A 19,067-nucleotide genomic window follows, 5' to 3' on the forward strand; every position below is an offset into this window, starting at 1 on the left:
CCGCACCGACCGAGGAGGAGCGGCACCGTGGCTGACTTCCCGTTCCTGCTCGCGATGGTCGTAGTGCCCCTGGTGGGTGCCGCCGTCGTCGCCGCCCTGCCGCCCGCGCGGGAGGCGCTGGCCCGGCAGCTGACCCTCGCCGTCAGCCTGGTCGTGCTGCTGCTCGCCGTGCTGGCCACCGTCGCCTTCGACGTCGGCGGCGACCGCTTCCAGCTCACCACCTCGGTGGCCTGGATCCCCGACTTCGGCGTCGACTTCGCCCTCGGCGTCGACGGCATCGCGCTGTCGATGCTGCTGCTCGTGGGCGTGCTGGTGCCCGTCGTCGTCGGCGCCTCGTGGCGGGAGACCGCCGCCGGCACCCGGTCCATGCGCACCTACTGGGCCTGGCTGCTGGTGCTCGAGTCGATGATGGTCGGCGTCTTCGCCGCCACCGACGTGTTCCTCTTCTACGTCTTCTTCGAGGCGATGCTGGTCCCGATGTACTTCCTGATCGGGAGCTTCGGCGGCCCGAACCGGCAGTACGCCGCGGTCAAGTTCTTCCTCTACAGCCTGCTGGGCGGGCTGGTCATGCTCGCCTCCGTCATCGGCCTCTACGTGGTCAGCAACTCCCAGCTCGGCGAGGGCACCTTCGCCTTCGACGCGCTGCGGCAGCTGGACATCGACCCCGGCGTGCAGAAGCTGCTGTTCCTCGGCTTCTTCGTGGCCTTCGCGATCAAGGCGCCGCTGGTGCCGTTCCACACCTGGCTGCCCGACGCCGGCGCTGAGGCGCCCATCGGCAGCGCGGTGCTGCTGGTCGGCGTGCTGGACAAGGTCGGCACCTTCGGCTTCCTGCGCTACTGCCTGCCGCTGTTCCCCGACGCCTCCCGCGACCTGGCGCCGTGGGTGCTCGTGCTCGCGGTGGTCGGCATCCTCTACGCCGCGCTGCTGGCGATGGGTCAGAGCGACATGAAGCGGCTGGTGTCCTACACCTCCATCGCGCACTTCGGCTTCATCGCGCTGGGCATCTTCGCCTTCAGCACCGAGGCGGCCACCGGCGCGGTGCTCTACATGGTCAACCACGGCATCGCGACCGGCCTGCTGTTCCTCGTCGTCGGCATGGTCATCGTGCGCGGCGGCTCCCGGCAGATCCGCGACTACGGCGGGCTGGCGGCCGCGGCGCCGCTGCTGGCCGGGGTCTTCCTGCTGGCCGGGCTCGCGTCGCTGGCGCTGCCGGGCACCAACAGCTTCGTCAGCGAGTTCCTGGTGCTCCTCGGCTCGTTCCCGGAGGAGCCGGTGTTCACGATCATCGCGACCACCGGGATCGTGCTGGCCGCGCTCTACGTCCTGCTCATGTACCAGCGCGTGTTCCACGGGCCCCCGCGCGGGGTGCTGCTGCGGGACGACCCGGTGGCCGAGGGCTCAGGGCCGGACGACGCACACGGCGCGGATGACGCGCACGGCGGTGGCGCGACCGCGGTCCGCACCGCCCCGGCCGCCACCCGCTCGCTGCGGGTCCGCGACCTGTCCCGGCGCGAGCTCGCCGTCGTGGCCCCGCTGGTGGCGCTGGTCATCGGGTTGGGCGTCCACCCGCAGCCGCTGATCGACCTGGTCACCCCGGCGGTGGAGGCGACGATGACCGACGTCGGCGCCGACCCGGGCGGCACGACCCCGGCCACCACAGACGAGGGCACCGACTGATGGGCACGATCGACGCTCCCGACCTGTCCTACGCAGCGCTGGCGCCGCTGCTGTTCGTCTTCGGCGCCGCCGCGGTCGGCGTGCTGGTGGAGGCCTTCGCGCCCCGCGCCGTCCGGCACCCGGTGCAGGTGGCGCTGGCGCTGGTCGGGACCCTCGGCGCCCTCGTCAGCACCGTGGTGCTGGCCGGCAGGGACGACGAGGTCACCGCCGGCGGTGCGCTGGCCGTCGACGGCCCGGCGCTGTTCCTGCAGGGCACCATCGCCGCCGTCGGGGCGCTGTCGGTGCTGCTGTTCAGCGAGCGCGCGCTCGACCCGGCCCGGTCGGCCTTCGTCGCCACGGCGGCGGTGCCGGCCGGCAGCGTCCGCGACCGCGAGCTGGCCACCTCCGAGCGGGTGCAGACCGAGGTCTACCCGCTGGCGACCTTCGCCGTCGGCGGGATGATGCTGTTCACCGCCTCGAACGACCTGCTGATCATGTTCGTGGCGCTCGAGGTGCTCAGCCTGCCGCTGTACCTGCTCTCCGGCCTCGCCCGCCGCCGGCGGCTGCTGTCCCAGGAGGCGGCGCTCAAGTACTTCCTGCTCGGCGCCTTCGCCTCCGCGTTCTTCCTCTACGGCCTCGCGCTGGTCTACGGCGCCACCGGCAGCGTGCGGCTGTCGGCGATCCGGGACGCCTCGGTGACCGAGGGCGGCAGCACCCTGGTGGTCCTCGGCCTCGGCCTGCTGATCGTCGGCCTGATGTTCAAGGCCAGCGTCGCGCCCTTCCACACCTGGACGCCGGACGTCTACCAGGGCGCCCCGACCGCGGTGACCGCGTTCATGGCCGCCGCCACCAAGGTCGCCGCGTTCGGCGCGGTGCTGCGGCTGCTCTACGTCGCCTTCGGCACCGCCGACTGGACCTGGCGGCCGCTGGTCTACGCGCTGGCGATCGCCTCGATGGTGGTCGGCGCCGTCCTCGGGCTCACCCAGACCGACGTCAAGCGGATGCTCGCCTACTCCTCGGTGGCGCACGCCGGCTTCCTGCTCACCGGCGTGATCGGCCTCGGTCCCGGGGGCACCGGCTACGGCCTGGCCGCGACGATGTTCTACCTGCTCGCCTACGCGCTCACCACGCTCGGCGTCTTCGGGCTGGTCACCCTGGTCCGGGACGGCGACGGCGAGGCCACCCACCTGTCCCAGTGGGCGGGCCTGGCACGGCGGTCGCCGGTCGTGGCCGCGCTGATGAGCTTCTTCCTGCTCGCCCTCGCCGGCATCCCGCTCACCAGCGGCTTCACCGGCAAGTTCGCCGTCTTCCGGGCGGCGATCGAGGAGGGGGCCTGGCCGCTGGCGCTGGTCGCGCTGATCGCCAGCGCGATCGCGGCGTTCTTCTACCTGCGGGTCATCGTGCTCATGTACTTCTCCGAGCCCGCGCCCGACGGGCCGACCGTCGGCGTCCCCGGCCTGCCGACCACCATCGTGCTGGCGGTCACCGCCGCGGCGACCCTGGTGCTGGGCATCCTGCCCGGCGCGGTGCTCGACCTGGCCGAGTCCGCGGCGGTGCTGGTCGGCTGAGCGGCCCGCGCGCGAGGTCGTCGGCGAGCTCCTGTCAAGCGGGGCTGTATCTTCGGCCGCGATGACCGGAGCCGGCACCACCAGCCCGCGGGCCCGTGGACGCAGAGACCACCAGGAGTCCCCGTTGTGGCACCGGCCTTCCACCCCGGCCTCCTCGATCGGGCCCTGGCTGCCCGAGGGTGAGCTGGGCAGCGCGCTGGCCGACGGCCTGGCCCGGGTCGAGGCGGAGCTCGCCACCGCGGTCGCCAGTGACCACTCGTTCGTCAGCGAGGCCGCCGGTCACCTGATGGCCGCCGGCGGCAAGCGCTTCCGCCCGATGCTGGCGCTGCTCGCCGCCCAGCTCGGCGACGCCGAGGCCCCCGAGGTCGTCCAGGCCGCCGTGGTCTGCGAGCTGACCCACCTGGCCACGCTGTACCACGACGACGTGATGGACGAGGCGTCCGTGCGCCGCGGGGCGCCCAGCGCCAACAGCCGCTGGAGCAACAGCGTCGCCATCCTGACCGGCGACTTCCTCTTCGCCCGGGCGTCGGACCGGCTGGCCGACCTCGGGCCCGAGGCGGTGCGGGTGCAGGCGCAGACCTTCGAGCGGCTGGTCACCGGTCAGCTCCGGGAGACCGTGGGCGCCGGCCCGGGGGAGGACCCGGTCGACCACTACCTCGCCGTGCTGGCCGACAAGACCGGCTCGCTGGTCGCCACCTCGGCCCGGTTCGGTGCCTCCTTCGCCGGCGCCGAGCCCGCGCTGGTCACCGCCCTGGCCGCCTTCGGCGAGGAGGTCGGCGTCGCCTTCCAGCTCTCCGACGACCTGCTGGACATCGTCAGCGAGGGCGGTGCCTCCGGGAAGTCGCCCGGCACCGACCTGCGCGAGGGCATCGCCACCCTGCCGGTGCTGTTCGCCCTCGCCGGGGACGACCCGGCCGAGGCCCGGCTGCGCGAGCTGGTCGCCGGCCCGGTGGTCGACGAGGCCGACCACGCCGAGGCGCTCGCGCTGCTGCGCAGCTCCGCGTCCCTCGCCCGCGCCACCGCCGTGCTCGGCGAGTACGCCGACCGGGCCCGCGCCCGGCTGGACGCCGTCCCGGACGGTCCGGTGCGCGAGGCGCTGTCCGCGCTCTGCACGTACGTGGTCACCCGCACGAGCTGAGGAAGGACCCCCATGCCCCCCAGCACTCGCGCGCGCGCACTGGGGCCCTGCACGGCGTTCGTCCTGCTGCTCGCCGGCTGCGGTGCGGACCCGTCCCCGTCGTCCGCCGTCCCGACCGCCGAGCCCCCGGCGGAGGCGCCCACGCTGACCGTGGAGACGGTGCTGGACGGCCTCGACCGCCCGTGGGACGTGGCGGTGGCCCCGGACGGCACGCTGCTGCTGGACGAGCGCTCCGGGGGCTTCACCGCCGTCCGGCCCGACGGCTCCGTGCAGCCGGTGCGCGCCGACCTCGACGACCTCTTCGCCCGCGGTGAGACCGGGCTGATGGGCCTCGTCCTCGCCCCGGACTTCGCCGACAGCCGGCGCTTCTTCAGCTGCCAGGGCGTGCAGGAGGCCGGTGGCGCCGAGGTGCAGGTCATCGCCTGGACCGTCGACGAGGACTGGACCACGGCCACCCGGGTGGCCGACCCGCTGCTCGGCGGCATCCCGGTCAACCGGGAGTCCGGCCGGCACGGCGGCTGCCGGCTGCGGTTCGACCCGACCGGCGCGCTGCTGGTGGGCACCGGCGACAACGCCGTCGGCAGCAACCCGCAGGACCTCACCAGCCTGGCCGGGAAGGTGCTGCGGGTCGACCCGGCGACCGGCGCCCCCGCCGCCGGCAACCCGTTCGCCGACGCCGCGGACCCCGCGACCCGGCTGGTGCTGAGCTACGGCCACCGCAACGTGCAGGGGATCGCCGTGCACCCGGCGACCGGCGAGGTCTACACCGCCGAGCAGGGCACCGAGCGGGACGACGAGGTCAACCGGTCGGTGCCCGGCGGCGACTACGGTTACGACCCGGACGGCGACGACGGCGGCTACGACGAGAGCGTGCCGATGACCGACCTGGAGCGGCCGGACGTGGTCGACGCGGTCTGGTCCTCCGGCGACCCGACCATCGCCGTCTCCGGGCTGGGCGTGCTCACCGGGGAGGCCTGGGGCAGCTACGACGGGCTGCTCGTCGCCGGCGTGCAGAAGGACACCGGCCTGCTGGCGCTGCGGCTGGCCGAGGACGGCACGGTGCAGGAGCAGTTCCGGGTGCCCGAGCTCGAGGACACCTTCGGCCGGCTGCGCTCCCCCCAGGCCGGCGAGGACGGCGTCCTCTACGTCACCACCGACAACGGCGACGGCGAGGACAGGATCCTGCGGGTCACGCCGGGCTGACCGCAGACCGGCCCGCCCCCGAGTCGGGGACGGGCCGGTACGGACCGCGCAGCGGGTGACGCCGAGCGGGGGGCCGGAGGCCCTCCCGAGGTGGCACGGGAATGGGCTCAGGGCCGGCCGGGCACGGCTCCTGGCCGCGGTGTGATCCGGAGGATCACGATGTGCTCAGCTCACCGTCCAGCTGTCGTTGCCGGCGAGCAGGGCGTCGAGGTCGGCCGGCTCCTGCGCCGCGGCGTCCTCGAGCTGGTCGGCCATCATCCGGTCGTAGCTGGGCTTGACGACCTTCCGGAAGACGCCCATCGGGCTGTAGCGCAGGTCCTGGCTGGACAGCCGGGACAGCGCGAACGCGTACGAGGGGTCCTCGCGGTGCGCGTCGTGGACCACGATCTGGGACGCGTCGACCTGGTTGGTCTCGGCGATCCGCAGGCCCCCGAAGTCGTCCCGGACGACGCACGACGCGCCACCGGGACCGAAGACCAGCGGCTGGCCGTGCACCAGCGGGATGGTCCACATCGGGCCGGTGTGCGGGTCCTTGAGCAGCTCGAACGCGCCGTCGTTGAAGATGTTGCAGTTCTGGTAGATCTCGACCAGGGAGGTGCCCTGGTGCTCGGCGGCCTGCCGGAGCACGTCGGTGAGCCCCTTGCGGTCGGAGTCCATGGCCCGGCCCACGAAGGTGGCGTCCGCGCCCAGGGCCAGTGACACCGGGTTGAACGGGGCGTCGATCGAGCCCATCGGGGTGGACTTGGTGACCTTCCCGACCTCGCTGGTCGGCGAGTACTGCCCCTTGGTGAGCCCGTAGATCCGGTTGTTGAACAGCAGGATCGTCAGGTTCACGTTGCGGCGCAGCGTGTGGATCAGGTGGTTGCCGCCGATGGACAGCGCGTCGCCGTCCCCGGTGACGACCCACACCGACAGGTCCGGCCGGGACGCCGCCAGGCCGGTCGCGATGGCCGGGGCGCGGCCGTGGATCGAGTGCATCCCGTAGGTGTTCATGTAGTACGGGAAACGGCTCGAGCACCCGATGCCGGAGATGATGACCATGTCCTCGCGCGCGATGCCGAGGCTGGGCAGGAAGCTCTGGACCGCGTTGAGGATGACGTAGTCACCGCACCCGGGGCACCAGCGCACCTCCTGGTCGGTCTTGAGGTCGCGGGCCTTGAGATCGGTCTGCTTGGGACCGCTGGCCGCGATGGAGGCGTCGATGGCGCCGGAGATCGTGGTGACGTCCGGGCCGCCGGGCATGCCGAGGTCGTGCACGTGCGCGTTCGTGGACTCGATGGCGGTCACAGGGCCGCTCCCGTCTGTGCAGGGGTGTCGGAGCCGGTGTCGAGGGTGGCGACCGTCCCGGTGGTGCCGTCGATGACGTCCTGGAAGACGGCGGCCAGCTCCGCGGCGCGGAACGGCAGCCCGCGCACCTGGGTGTGGCTGTGCACGTCCACCAGGTACTTCGCCCGCAGGACCATGGCCAGCTGGCCCAGGTTCATCTCGGGGCAGACCACTCGGTCGTACCGGGCGAGGATCTCGCCCAGGTCGGCCGGCAGCGGGTTGAGGTGGCGCAGGTGGACCTGGGCGATGGAGCGGCCCGAGGCGCGGATCCGCCGGCAGGCGGCCCCGATGGGGCCGTAGGTGGAGCCCCAGCCGATGACCGCGACCGACGCGTCCCCGGTGGGGTCGTCGACCTCGGTCGGCGGGATCGACGCGGCGATGCCGTCGATCTTGGCCTGCCGGGTGCGGACCATGAAGTCGTGGTTGTCCGCGTCGTAGGAGATGTTGCCGGTCCGGTCGGCCTTCTCCAGCCCACCGATGCGGTGCTGCAGCCCCGCGGTGCCCGGCACCGCCCACGGACGCGCGAGCGTCTCGGGGTCGCGCAGGTAGGGCAGGAACTCGCCGTCGTCGCCGTTGGGCGCGGTGGCGAACTCGACCCGGAGGTCGGGCAGCTCGTCGACGGCCGGGATGGACCAGGGCTCGGCGCCGTTGGCCAGGTAGCCGTCGGACAGCAGGATGACCGGCGTCCGGTAGGTCAGCGCGATGCGCACCGCCTCCAGCGTCGCGTCGAAGCAGTCACCGGGGGAGCGGGGCGCGATCACCGGGACCGGCGCCTCGCCGTTGCGGCCGAACAGCGCCTGCAGCAGGTCGCTCTGCTCGGTCTTGGTGGGCAGCCCGGTGGACGGGCCGCCGCGCTGCACGTCGACGATGAGCAGCGGCAGCTCGGTCATCACGGCCAGGCCGATGGTCTCGGCCTTGAGCGCGACCCCCGGGCCGGACGTCGTCGTCACGCCCAGCGCCCCGCCGAACGAGGCGCCCAGGGCGGCCCCGATGCCGGCGATCTCGTCCTCGGCCTGGAACGTGCGGACGCCGAAGGACTTGTGCTTGGACAGCTCGTGCAGGATGTCGCTGGCCGGGGTGATCGGGTAGGCGCCCAGGAACACCGGCAGGCCCGAGCGCTGTCCGGCGGCGACGATCCCGTAGGACAGCGCCTGGTTGCCGGAGATGTGCCGGTACTTGCCCGGGGCCATCGGCGCGGGCTTGACCTCGTAGGAGACCGCGAAGGCCTCCGTCGTCTCGCCGTAGTTGAAGCCGGCCCGGAAGGCGGCGATGTTGGCCGCGGCGATCTGCGGCTTGCGGCGGAACTGGCGCTCGAGGAAGCGGATGGTGCCCTCGGTCGGCCGGTGGTACATCCAGCTGAGCAGGCCGAGGGTGAACATGTTCTTGCTCCGCTCGGCCTCCTTCTTGCCCAGGCCGGAGTCCGCGAGCGCGTCGGTGGTCATCGAGGTCAGCGGCACGCTGACCAGCTGCCACTTGTCCAGCGAGCCGTCCTCGAGCGGGTTCTCGGCGTACCCGACCTTGGCCAGGTTCCGCGGGGTGAACTCGTCGGAGTCGGCGATGAGCAGGCCGCCGCCGGGCAGGTCCATCAGGTTGGCCTTGAGCGCGGCCGGGTTCATCACGACCAGCACGTCGGGTGCGTCACCCGGGGTCATGATGTCGTGGTCGGCGAAGTGCAGCTGGAAGGAGCTGACCCCCGGCAGGGTGCCCGTGGGCGCCCGGATCTCGGCGGGGAAGTTGGGCAGCGTCGACAGGTCGTTGCCGAACGACGCGGTCTCGCTGGTGAAGCGGCCGCCGGTCAGCTGCATGCCGTCGCCGGAGTCACCGGCCAGCCGGATGACGACCCGGTCGAGCTCGATGACGCTCTTGACGAGGCCGCCGGGGGCGGAGCTGTGGGCTGCACGGTCCATGCCGGGGCCAACGCCGCCTGCGGCGGGGCTGATTCCGGGATCGGTGCCTGTGGTGCCAGTCATCTGTGTGAGGTACCTCCGACCCGCCAGGTTACGTGCGCGCCCCCGGCCCCGACCCGGCGATCGGTGAACGTGAGGCAACCCACACAGGGTGCCCTTCCCTGCCGGGGTGGTGCACGTCGACCGGGGAACGGGGACCGGCCAGGCCACGTTCTACCCGGCGTGCAACGGTGGACCAACGGGCTGAAGACGGCCGTGCTGCTCGGCCTCATGGGCGGCCTCATCCTGCTCGTCGGCAGCGCCTTCGGTCGTGGTGGCCTGCTGATCGCCCTGGTGGTCGCCCTGGGCGTCAACGGCTGGGCGTACTTCAACTCCGACAGGCTGGCGCTGCGTGCGATGCGGGCCTTCCCGGTGACCGAGACGCAGGCGCCGCAGCTGTACGCGATCGTGCGGGAGCTGGCCACCGAGGCGCGCCAGCCGATGCCGCGGCTCTACGTCAGCCCGACCACGCAGCCGAACGCCTTCGCGACCGGCCGGAACCCGCGCAACGCCGCGGTCTGCTGCACCCAGGGCATCCTCGAGCTGCTGGACCGCCGCGAGCTGCGCGGGGTGCTGGCCCACGAGCTGTCGCACGTCTACAACCGGGACATCCTGATCAGCTCGGTGGCCGGCGCGATGGCCACGGTGATCACCTACCTGGCGCACATGGCGGTGTTCGCCTCGCTGTTCGGCGGCCGCTCCGAGGACCGTGAGGGCGGTGGCATGGTCGGCGGCCTGCTGCTGATCGTGCTCGGCCCGCTCGCCGCCGGCCTGGTGCAGATGGCGGTCAGCCGCAGCCGCGAGTACCAGGCCGACGCCTCGGGTGCGGAGCTGTCGCACGACCCGCTGGCGCTGGCCAGCGCCCTGGCCAAGCTGGAGCGGGGAGTCGCCGCGCGGCCGCTGCCGCAGGACGACCGGCTCGTGACCCAGAGCCACCTGATGATCGCCAACCCGTTCCGAGGTCAGGGCATGGCGTCGATGTTCGCCACCCACCCGCCCATGGCGGAGCGGATCGCCCGGCTGCAGCAGCTGGCCCGCGAGCAGTAGCCGGCGGATCTCGCCGGCCCGGACCTGAAAGAGCCTTGCAGGTCGCGCCGTCCCGTCCTAGGGTCCTGAAAAGACCTTTCAGATCGGGGGACCCACCGTGCAGGGACGTCGCGCCCGCCTCACCGACCCCGCCGTGCTCGACGCGCTGGCCCACCCCGTGCGGCTGGACGTGCTGGGCTACCTCATGTCGGCCGGCCCGGCCACCGCCTCCCAGTGCGCCCGCGCCGTCGGGGACACCCCGTCGAACTGCAGCTACCACCTGCGCGTGCTCGCCGCGCACGGCCTGGTCGAGCCGGACGGGTCCGGGGACGGCAGGTCCCGGCCGTGGCGGGCCACCCTCACCGGGTTCTCCGTCGGCGCCGACGACCCGGACGCGGAGGCGGGGGTCACCCGGATGCTCGCGGCGTCGGTGGAGCTCGACCACCACCTCTCGCGGGAGTACCTGCGCGGGCGCGAGGACGCCCCGGCGGAGTGGCGGGCGGTGGACGCGCACGAGACCTACGGCCTCGCGCTGTCGCCGGCCGAGCTCGCCGAGGTGGTCCAGCGCATCGACGACGTCGTCCGGCCCTACATCCAGGCCACCCGCACCGACGCGCCGGCCGACGCCGAGCACGTGCACCTGGCGGTCACGGCGTTCCCGCGGCTGCCCTTCGGCCCGCGGTCGTGAGCGGGGCCGGCGCCCCGACCGAGGAGGTGGCGACCGGCCGCCCGAGGGGTGGGTCGGCGCTGGCCGTGCCCGCGTTCCGCCGGTTGTGGGTGGCCGGCATCGTCTCCGACGCCGGGGACTGGCTGATGTTCATCGCGCTGCCGCTGGTGGTGCTGCAGCTGACCGGGTCCGCCTTCGGCACCGCGATCGCCTTCCTGCTCGAGCTGGTGCCCCCGGTCCTCCTCGCCCCGCTGGTGGGCCGGCTGGTCGACCGGCTGCCCGCCCGGGGGGTCATGGTCGGGGCGCTGCTGGCCCAGGCCGGGTCGCTGCTGCCGCTGCTCGCGGTGCACGACCGGTCCGACCTGCCGGTGGTCTTCGGCGTCATCGTCGCCCAGGCGACCTTCGCGACGGTGTTCGAACCGGCCAAGAACGCCGTGCTGCCGACCCTGGTGGGGCCGGAGCGGGTGGTGTCCGCCAACGCCCTCGTCGGGTTGAACAACGACCTGGGCCGGGTCGTCGGAGGTCCGCTCGGTGGCGTCCTGCTCGCCGTCTCCGGACTCGGCGGTGTGGCCCTCGTCGACGTCGCGACCTACCTGGTGGCCGCCGGCCTCGTCGCGACCCTGCCCCGGCAGCGGGCGGTGCGCGGCCCGGGGTCCAGCCCCGGACCGGGGGTGCGCCGCGGTGGCGGTGTGGTCCGCGCGTTCCGCGACCCGGGCACCGGCGTCCCGATCGCGGTCGTGGTCCTCGCCGCCGTGGCGCAGGGGCTCTTCCTGGTGCTGTTCGTCTTCTTCGTCACCGACGTCCTCGGCGGGGACGAGGCGGACGTCGGCCTGCTGCGCGGGGTGCAGGCGGTCGGTGCGATCGCCGCCGGCGCGGTGCTCGGCGTGCTCGGCGCGCGACTCGACGTCCTGCGGCTCACCCTCGCCGGCGCCCTCGGGTTCGCGGTGATCACGGCGATCGCCTGGAACGCCTCGTTCCTGACCCAGGCCATGACCGTCTACGCCGTGCTCTTCGGGGTGATCGGCGCGCCGGCCGTGCTCATGGGCGCCGGCCTGACCAGCCTGCTGCAGCAGGCGGCCCCCGACGGGCGGCGCGGCAGCGTCTTCGCGGCGCTCGGGCTCGGCCAGGCCCTGGGGCAGGCGGTGGGCATCCTCGCCGGCGGCGCGCTGCAGGAGGTGGTCGGCACGCTGCCGCTGATGGAGGTGCAGGCCGGCCTCTACGCCGCCGCGGCCCTGGTGACGCTGCTGGTGCTGCCGCGGACCGCACGGGCGTCCCGGCCGGCGGGCTGACGGCCGGCCGGGGCGCCTCCGCGTCCGCGGGAGCTCAGCGGTAGTTGTCGAACTGCAGCGCGATCTCGAAGTCCTTGCTCTTGAGCAGCTGCTGCACCGCCTGCAGGTCGTCGCGCTTCTTGCCGCTGACCCGCAGCTGGTCGCCCTGGATCTGCGCCTGCACGCCCTTGGGACCCTCGTCCCGGATGGCCTTGGAGATCTCCTTGGCCTTGTCCGAGGCGATGCCCTGCTGGATCCGCGCGGAGATCTTGTAGACCTTGCCGGAGGGCTGCGGGTCGTCGGCGTCCAGCGCCTTCATCGAGATGCCCCGCTTGACGAGCTTCTCCTTGAAGACCTCGAGTGCCGCGGCCACCCGCTCCTCGGTGTCGGCCTGCAGGGTCACCGCCTCCTCGCCGGCCCAGGCGATCGTGGCGTTGACCCCGCGGAAGTCGAAGCGCTGCGACAGCTCCTTGCCCGCCTGGTTCAGCGCGTTGTCGACCTCCTGGCGGTCGACCTTGCTCACGACGTCGAAGGACGCATCGGCCATGACTGTCTCCTGTCTCTCGTCGGGTGGACCGGCTCGTCGGGCCCTGCCCGGTCCGCCGACCACCGTCTTGTAAGCTCATCCGGCACCAGCACGCGGCGGGTTGCCCGAGTGGCCAATGGGAGCGGACTGTAAATCCGTCGGCTTAGCCTACGAAGGTTCGAATCCTTCACCCGCCACACGTGGTGCGACGGCCCCCGACCTCACGGTCGGGGGCCGTCGTCCGTCACGGGGCCGTCGGTGCGCGTGCGCTGGCCACCGCGGTCCGCTCCAGCGGCTCACCGGCGAGGAACAGCCAGTCGAAGGCGATCTGCACCGACCGGGTGCAGCGCACGGTCACCTCGGCGCCGTCTGTCTCCGCCGACCAGGAGTCCAGCCGGACGCCGGCGTCGGCCAGCTGGTCGGCGACCGCGGCCTCGGCGGCCGCCCGGGTCAGCGGGAGCTGGGCGCCCACGCCGAGTGCGTAGAGCGCCGCCTCGTCGGCCTCGTTGGCCGCCGCCAGGGCCGCGCCGTCGCAGATCGACTGCACCTCCTGCTGCTCCAGGAAGGCGTCGGAGGCGGCGATGGCACCGAAGGCCATCAGCGCGGCGACCAGCCAGCAGACCAGCACGAAGGGCAGCGTCGACCCGGCCTCGGGGTCGGCGGTGTCCTGGCTGACCGGTCGCACGCGCGCAGCGTAGAGCTCGTCCGGTGGTCTCCGGGTGCGTCGTCCACCGGTCGGGTGAGGGCCCGGACGGTGCGCACCGCCCCTGTGGACGACGGCCGGGGAGGGCCGCCGGAGCCGACAGACTCGGCGCATGGCGATCGAGGTGGTGCCCGAGCAGCTGTACGCCCTCGCCGGCGTGCTGGACGCCGCGTCGACCCCGGCGGACCGGGTCGCGGCCGCGCTGCCCGGCGACCCGGTCGGCGGGCCGCTCGGCGGGGCGGTCACCGCCTTCGGCGAGGCCGCCGGCGCAGCGGGCCGCTGCCTGGCCGGCGAGCTGCGCTGGCTGGGCGGGGCCGTCGCGGCCGCTGCCGACTCGTGGCTCGGGTTGGACGGCGGGCTCCTCCCGGTGCCCGGCCGCGGGGTCGCCCGGTGACGCCCTCCCTGCCGCCACCGGCGTCCTTACCCCTCCCGCCGGGCTCGGTCGAGGCGCTCGGCGCGGTGCTGGACCAGCTGGCCACCGCGGGGTACGCCGCCGGCCTGACCAGCCACCTGCTCGGGCCGGCGGCCGCGCTCCCGGGGTGGCAGGGGGCCGACGCCACGGTCGCGGCCGGCGAGGTCGCCGCGGCGCTCGCCGTCGCCGCCGACCTGCACGACGCGCTGACCGTGGCCGCCGGCCGGCTGGCCGGTCACCGGGAGCTGTGGCTGGCCGTGGCCGCGCGGGTCGAGGAGCTGCGCGCGGAGCAGCGCGCCCGGTTCGCCGCGGCCGCCGAACGGTTCGGCGTGCTCGTCGGGACGGCGGTCGAGGCCGGCGGGCCGGTGACGTCGGCCGCCGCCGACCGGCTGGTCGCCGACGTCACCGGGCAGGAGGCCGCCGCGGCCGCCGAGCACCGGGCGCTGCTCGGCGCGCTGGACGACGACGCCCGGGCCACCGCGGCCGTGCTCGCCGCGGCGGGCCGGCCGCTGGGCGGCACCGGACGCCCGGGCGACGCCGCCGCGGTCACCGTCCGGCTGGCCGGGCTGCTGCCCGGGTGGGGGAGCGGTGCGCTGGCCGACCTGGGCCGCCGGGCGGCGGACGAGCTCACCGGCGCCGGCACAGCCGCCGCCCTGGACGCGGCGGCGGTGCGGTGGCAGCGGTACGCGGCGGTCCCGGGCGTCGCCGACGCGCTGGTCGACCGGCTCGGCGCCGACGGCGTCCGCTGGCTGCTGACGGCGCTGACTGCCTCGGCCGCGGAAGGCGCGGAGGCGGCCGACCAGCCGCTCGCCGGCCTGCTCGCCGGTGCGCTCGGGAGCCCGGGCGGGAGCACCGCCGAGGTGCTGGCCGCCGTCCGGCTCGACCCCGTCGCGCCGGACGACGCCGCCGACGGGCTGGCGGTGGCGATGGGGCTGGTCCTGGCCGCGCCCGGCGCGGGGGCCGCGCTCGCCGCCACCTGGGGCCGGCAGCTGCTGGACCGGGAGGCGGTCCAGGGGGTCCGGGCGGGGGCGGGCGGCACCGCGGGCGCCCTGCTCGCCGACCCGGTGGAGGCGGCGCTGGCGACGCTGGCCCGGTCCGGGGACGCGAGCCGGGCGGCCCGACTGCTGGCCGACCCCGGCGCCTGGACCACCCTGCTCGGCCGGCCGTGGCCCGGCGGCACCGGCTCGCTCGCCGCGGTGGTGGAGCTCGCCGCGACGGCGCCGGCGGCCGGTCAGGTGGCGCGCTCGCTGCTGGTGTCGCTGGGGGCGGGGCTGGCACCGGGCAGCGCCGCCCGGGTCGTGGACGACCGCGGCGCGATGGCCGGGCTGCGGCCCGCGCTCACCGCCCTGGTGGCCGGCCGGCCCGACGTCGTGCTGCCGGTGCTGGGCGCCGCCGTCGCGGGTGGGGCGCCGGACGCCGACGGGGACCCGGCGCTGCGCGGGCTCGGGTACCTGGTGGCCGACGCCGGAGCGGCCGAGGAGCTGACCGGGGCGGTCCGGGCCGCGGTGCGGGCCGCCGACGCCGGGGCAGCAGACGGCGTCACGGCCGACGTCACGGCCGACGTCACGGCCGACGTCACGGCCGACGTCACGGCCGACGTCACGGCCGGCGTCACGGCCGGCGCGGTGGCCGGCGCGCACGTCGCGGTGCTCGAGTACGGCCAGCGGCTCCGGTACGCGGTGGACTGGGCCCGGGCGCAGAGCGCGGCGGTGGACGGGCAGATCGTCTGGACGCTCGGGGTCAGCCTGCCGGTGGCGCTGCTGCCCCGTGGGGCCGGCGAGGTGGCCGGCGCGGTCGAGGACGTGCTGGCCGACGCCCTCGGGGCCGACGGCGAGGTGGAGATCGGGCCGGACACCGGCGTCGTGCGCACCCGGGACGACGTGGTCGCGTTCGCCACCGGCACCCTGGGCGCCTCCGCCGCCCCGGACGCCCGCACCGGGTTCGAGCGCACGACCCGGCTCCTCGGCGGGCCGGCCGCACCCGAGGAGACGCTGCTGGACCGGCTCGGCGACGTCGACCTGCCGGACCTGACCCACCGGTCGAGGCGTTGAGGTGACCGTGCGGGTGCGAACGCTCACTCGATCGATACCGGGAATCCGCTGAAAGCCACGGAGAGTGACGACACGGCGAAGATCACTTCACCACGCCGTGTCAACGCTTGCCCCGTGTGGGTGACCCCCTGCACTCTCATGGTTGCGGTCTGTGCCGGACATCGCTCTGCCCCCGCGAGGGCGGCTGCCGCGATCCGTTCGCCACGTCTCGAGGAGAATCCCCATGTCCGCACGCAGCGCCGTCGTCCTCGCCACCGCCGACTCCTCCGCCCGGGGCTGGAAGTGGGGCCGGGGCTGGAAGTGGGGTCGCTGACCTGACCGCGGTGTCCCTGGCGGAGCGGTCCCGGGACCGGTCTGCTCCGTCAGGGTGAGCCGCGTGTCCACGGTGCCTGGCCACTGTTACCTTCGGTGAACGCCGAATCGACAGACAGGCTGACCGTGGCCCAGCTCGCGGCTCCCGAGCCGCCGGGAGCATCACTGATCCGACGGCCATGGACCATCGCCGCGCTGGCGATCGCCGTGACCGTCGCCGTGGGGGTGCCCACCTTCCCCTCCGCGTGGACCACGCCGTCGCCGTGGATGGTCCTGCTCCTGCTGGCCGTGCTGGTGCTCACCGAGTCCGTCCAGCTCGACCTCGAGGTCGGCAAGCAGACGATCTCCCTCTCGCCGACCGAGATCGCCGTGGTCGTCGGACTGGTCGAGGTCGGCGGCACCTGGACCGCCATCGCCCGGGTCGTCGCGATCGTCGCCGTCGGGTCGTGGCAGCGGTACCCGGGCGCGAAGCTGGCCTTCAACGCCGCCCTCGGCGTCGCCGAGCTCGCCGCGGCCCTCGCGGTCCTCTCCCTCTTCCCCCCGCTGGACGTCACCGACCCGGTGACCTGGATCTCCCTGGCGATCGCCACGCTGGTCACCCACGTGGTGGGCATGGCCGGCGTCGGGGTCGCCATCACGCTGAGCCAGGGCTTCCCCGGCTGGTCGTTCTGGGTGGCCGCGCTGCCGAACACGGTGGTCGGTCCGCTCAGCGTCGTCGTCGGCGTGATCGCCATGCTGCTCATCGAGGACGACGCCTGGGCCTGGACCCTCATCATCCCGCTGCTGCTCGGCTTCGTCGCGCTGTTCCGGTTGTCCAGCCGCGCCTCGCGCGAGCGGCGGACCGTCCAGCGGGTGTACGACTTCGCCCGGCGGGTGGAGCTGGTGAGCCCCGACGAGGAGGGCACCCGGGAGATCGTCCGCGCCGTCCGCGAGCTGCTCAACGCCGACCGGGTCGCGCTCTGGCTGCCGCCCTACCTGGACGAGGGCCCGCAGCTCGTCGTCGACGGGGAGGGCTCGCCGCAGTGGTACGAGGGCCCCGGCGACCCGGACGACCTGATCCGCCGGCGCGCGCTGCAGGCCGACGGGGAGGGCCCGGTGCTGGTCTCCCACGCCCGCGCCGACGAGCCGGAGCTCGCCGCGCTGCAGCGGCGCGGCGCCCGCGAGGTGCTCGGCGCCCCGGTCACCACCGCCGCCGGCGAGCCCGGCTACCTCGAGGTCTGCGACCGGCGGTCGGACATCGTCAGCTTCACCCCGGGCGACCGCGGCGCGCTGGAGTCTGTCCTCACCCACGTCAACGCCGCCATCCGGCAGCAGCAGCTGCTCAGCCAGATCCGCCACGACGCCGACCACGACCGGCTGACCGGGCTGCCCAACCGCCAGCGGCTGGCCGCGGAGATCGACGCGCTGCTGCTCGGCGAGCCGTCGACGGCCCGGGCCGGGCTGGTCCTCGCGGCGCTGGACGGCTACACCAACGTCACCGACACCCTCGGCCACGCGGCCAGCGACGAGCTGCTGGTGGTCACCGCCGGGCTGCTCCGCGAGCACGCGCCGCCGCAGGCCGTCGTGGCCCGGATGGAGGGCGGTCAGTTCGCCGTCCTGCTGCCCGGGCTGTCGCTGCCGGCCACCGAGCGCGCCGCCCGGCGGCTCCGCGAGGCCGCCTCCACCCGCGCCCAGGTCGCCGGCCTGGACCTCGAGGTCTCGTTGACCATCGGCGTCGCGGCCGCCCCGGTGCACGGCTCGGACTCCGGGACGCTCATCCAGCGCGCCGACGTCGCGCTGCTGGCCGCGCACAGCTCCGGCGGGGTGGCCACCTACCACCCGGTCCTGGACCAGCAGAGCCTGCGCCGGCTGCAGCTGGGCACCGAGCTGGAGACCGCGATGGTCGAGGGCCAGATCACCGTGGTCTTCCAGCCGATCATCGACACCCGCACCGCGGACATCGTCTCGGTGGAGACCCTGGTCCGCTGGGCGCACCCGCGGTACGGCGACATCCCCCCGGACGACTTCATCAGCCTGGCCGAGCAGATCGGCCGGATCGGGTCGCTGACCGACCACGTGCTGGACCGGGCGCTGGACCGGTGCCGGCGCTGGCTGGACCAGGACATCGCGCTGTCGGTCGCCGTGAACCTGTCCGCCCGGTGCCTGTCCGAGCCGGACCTGGTGGCCCGGGTGCGCAACGCGCTGCGGCACCACGGGGTGCCCGGTGAGCTGCTCACCCTCGAGCTCACCGAGGGCAGCGTCGTCGACGACACGGTGCGCAACAGCACGGTGCTGGCCGACCTGCACGCGCTGGGCCTGCGGCTGTCGATGGACGACTTCGGCACCGGGTACTCCTCGCTGTCCCAGCTCCGGCTGCTGCCGATCGACGAGCTGAAGATCGACAAGTCCTTCGTGCTGGGCATGTCGACCAGCCAGAACGAGTCCTTCATCGCCCGCTCGATCGTCGAGCTCGCCCACAACCTGGGGCTGCGCGTCGTCGCCGAGGGCGTCGAGGACGAGGTGACGCGCGACCTGCTGGCCCAGATGGGCTGCGACAAGCTGCAGGGCTTCCTGGTCAGCCGCCCGCTGCCGGAGGACCGCCTGGAGGCCTGGCTGCTGGCCCGCACCGGCGTCCGGAGCGCCACTCCCGGCGCCCGGCACCGCCGGCTCTTCGTCCGCACCTGACGAAGGACCGCGAGGCCGTTCCAGGGCGTCACCCGCCGGCTGTTACAGTCGTCCGGCACGGTGACAGGGGGGTCGGCAGGCCGCCGACAGCGGCTTGGTAGAGTCTCTCCTGCTCCCGAGCAAGGCCCCTTTAGCTCAGTCGGCAGAGCGTCTCCATGGTAAGGAGAAGGTCTACGGTTCGATTCCGTAAAGGGGCTCGTAGGACAGACCACCGGTCCAGTCGAGAGACCGGGCCGCGCGGTCACCCGGCGGTGTAGCTCAGCCTGGTAGAGCAAGCGGCTCATAATCGCTGTGTCACCGGTTCAAGTCCGGTCACCGCTACCCCGGACGGACCCCGCTCGCGGGGTCCGTCGGCGTGTGTGGCACCCGCCACCCGCGTGCACCACCCGAGAAGTCGAGAACAAGGCGAGGACAGCGCTCATGGCAGCCACAGACGTCCGTCCGAAGATCACCCTGGCCTGCCAGGAGTGCAAGAACCGCAACTACATCACCCGCAAGAACCGGCGGAACGACCCCGACCGGATCGAGCTGAAGAAGTACTGCCCGACCGACCGGAAGCACACGCTGCACCGCGAGACGCGCTGACCGGAGCGGTCGCCGC

The 19,067-nt window shown here is 74.1% G+C and carries 15 protein-coding genes and 3 tRNA genes; 14 read left to right on the forward strand and 4 right to left on the reverse strand.

Going from position 1 to position 19,067, the window contains the following annotated elements; genetic code table 11:
* Nucleotides 1–27: 27 nt before the first annotated feature.
* The 4 genes from HL054_RS13585 (at nucleotide 28) to HL054_RS13600 (ending at nucleotide 5,565) form a co-directional block, all read left to right on the forward strand.
* Nucleotides 28–1,677, forward strand: a complete 1,650-nt coding sequence (locus HL054_RS13585) for an NADH-quinone oxidoreductase subunit M (protein ID WP_369139543.1) — start codon at nucleotides 28–30, stop codon at nucleotides 1,675–1,677.
* Nucleotides 1,677–3,224, forward strand: a complete 1,548-nt coding sequence (gene nuoN, locus HL054_RS13590) for an NADH-quinone oxidoreductase subunit NuoN (RefSeq protein WP_369139544.1) — start codon at nucleotides 1,677–1,679, stop codon at nucleotides 3,222–3,224. The genes HL054_RS13585 and nuoN overlap by 1 nt, the downstream gene beginning before the upstream one ends.
* A 124-nt stretch (nucleotides 3,225–3,348) precedes the next feature.
* Entirely contained in the window at nucleotides 3,349–4,362 is a 1,014-nt protein-coding gene (locus tag HL054_RS13595) for a polyprenyl synthetase family protein (protein WP_369139545.1), read from the forward strand.
* A 12-nt stretch (nucleotides 4,363–4,374) separates the two neighbouring features.
* Nucleotides 4,375–5,565 (forward strand): PQQ-dependent sugar dehydrogenase, encoded by a 1,191-nt coding sequence (locus HL054_RS13600; protein WP_369139546.1) that lies wholly within the window; start codon nucleotides 4,375–4,377, stop codon nucleotides 5,563–5,565.
* 165 nt (nucleotides 5,566–5,730) lie between these two features.
* Here the strand turns inward: HL054_RS13600 and HL054_RS13605 are convergent, their stop codons facing one another.
* The gene (locus HL054_RS13605) at nucleotides 5,731–6,852 is read right to left on the reverse strand and encodes a 2-oxoacid:ferredoxin oxidoreductase subunit beta (protein WP_369139547.1); all 1,122 of its coding nucleotides are present in this window, start codon (nucleotides 6,850–6,852) and stop codon (nucleotides 5,731–5,733) included.
* Nucleotides 6,849–8,798: a 2-oxoacid:acceptor oxidoreductase subunit alpha gene (locus HL054_RS13610; RefSeq protein ID WP_369139548.1), complete on the reverse strand. Its 1,950-nt coding sequence runs from the start codon at nucleotides 8,796–8,798 to the stop codon at nucleotides 6,849–6,851. Before HL054_RS13610 ends, HL054_RS13605 begins: the two co-directional genes overlap by 4 nt.
* Before the next feature lie 222 nt (nucleotides 8,799–9,020).
* On the opposite strand from HL054_RS13610, the gene htpX reads away from it, so the two are divergent.
* From htpX to HL054_RS13625, 3 genes are all read left to right on the forward strand, one after another.
* On the forward strand, nucleotides 9,021–9,884 hold the full coding sequence (gene htpX / locus HL054_RS13615) for a zinc metalloprotease HtpX (protein ID WP_369139549.1): 864 nt from the start codon (nucleotides 9,021–9,023) through the stop codon (nucleotides 9,882–9,884).
* A gap of 97 nt (nucleotides 9,885–9,981) precedes the next feature.
* Complete coding sequence (locus tag HL054_RS13620) at nucleotides 9,982–10,551, forward strand: winged helix-turn-helix domain-containing protein (protein ID WP_369139550.1); 570 nt, start codon at nucleotides 9,982–9,984, stop codon at nucleotides 10,549–10,551.
* A complete protein-coding gene (locus HL054_RS13625) occupies nucleotides 10,548–11,819 on the forward strand; it encodes an MFS transporter (RefSeq protein WP_369139551.1) in 1,272 nt (423 codons plus the stop codon). The genes HL054_RS13620 and HL054_RS13625 overlap by 4 nt, the downstream gene beginning before the upstream one ends.
* A gap of 34 nt (nucleotides 11,820–11,853) precedes the next feature.
* On the opposite strand, the gene HL054_RS13630 is transcribed toward HL054_RS13625, so the two are convergent.
* Nucleotides 11,854–12,345, reverse strand: coding sequence for a YajQ family cyclic di-GMP-binding protein (locus HL054_RS13630; protein ID WP_369139552.1), 492 nt, complete (start codon nucleotides 12,343–12,345; stop codon nucleotides 11,854–11,856).
* A gap of 94 nt (nucleotides 12,346–12,439) precedes the next feature.
* On the opposite strand from HL054_RS13630, the gene HL054_RS13635 reads away from it, so the two are divergent.
* Nucleotides 12,440–12,521: transfer RNA gene (locus tag HL054_RS13635), tRNA-Tyr, on the forward strand.
* A 47-nt stretch (nucleotides 12,522–12,568) separates the two neighbouring features.
* On the opposite strand, the gene HL054_RS13640 is transcribed toward HL054_RS13635, so the two are convergent.
* Entirely contained in the window at nucleotides 12,569–13,009 is a 441-nt protein-coding gene (locus tag HL054_RS13640) for a pilus assembly protein TadG-related protein (RefSeq protein ID WP_369139553.1), read from the reverse strand.
* 130 nt (nucleotides 13,010–13,139) lie between these two features.
* Between HL054_RS13640 and HL054_RS13645 the strand changes: the two genes are divergently transcribed.
* The 6 genes from HL054_RS13645 to rpmG all read left to right on the forward strand — a co-directional run bounded on the left by HL054_RS13645 (nucleotide 13,140) and on the right by rpmG (nucleotide 19,051).
* Nucleotides 13,140–13,421 carry a hypothetical protein gene (locus tag HL054_RS13645; protein WP_369139554.1) on the forward strand — a complete coding sequence of 94 codons (282 nt, stop codon included), beginning with the start codon at nucleotides 13,140–13,142 and terminating at the stop codon, nucleotides 13,419–13,421.
* Entirely contained in the window at nucleotides 13,418–15,490 is a 2,073-nt protein-coding gene (locus tag HL054_RS13650; RefSeq protein WP_369139555.1) for a hypothetical protein, read from the forward strand. Before HL054_RS13645 ends, HL054_RS13650 begins: the two co-directional genes overlap by 4 nt.
* 438 nt (nucleotides 15,491–15,928) lie before the next feature.
* The gene (locus HL054_RS13655) at nucleotides 15,929–18,466 is read left to right on the forward strand and encodes a putative bifunctional diguanylate cyclase/phosphodiesterase (RefSeq protein ID WP_369139556.1); all 2,538 of its coding nucleotides are present in this window, start codon (nucleotides 15,929–15,931) and stop codon (nucleotides 18,464–18,466) included.
* A gap of 124 nt (nucleotides 18,467–18,590) precedes the next feature.
* A tRNA-Thr gene (locus HL054_RS13660) sits at nucleotides 18,591–18,663 on the forward strand.
* Between the two features lie 50 nt (nucleotides 18,664–18,713).
* Nucleotides 18,714–18,787 (forward strand) — tRNA-Met (locus HL054_RS13665).
* A 99-nt stretch (nucleotides 18,788–18,886) separates the two neighbouring features.
* Nucleotides 18,887–19,051 (forward strand): 50S ribosomal protein L33, encoded by a 165-nt coding sequence (rpmG, locus tag HL054_RS13670; RefSeq protein ID WP_110553396.1) that lies wholly within the window; start codon nucleotides 18,887–18,889, stop codon nucleotides 19,049–19,051.
* Nucleotides 19,052–19,067: the final 16 nt, after the last annotated feature.

This window comes from Modestobacter versicolor (assembly GCF_041028285.1).
Classification (GTDB): domain Bacteria; phylum Actinomycetota; class Actinomycetes; order Mycobacteriales; family Geodermatophilaceae; genus Modestobacter; species Modestobacter versicolor_A.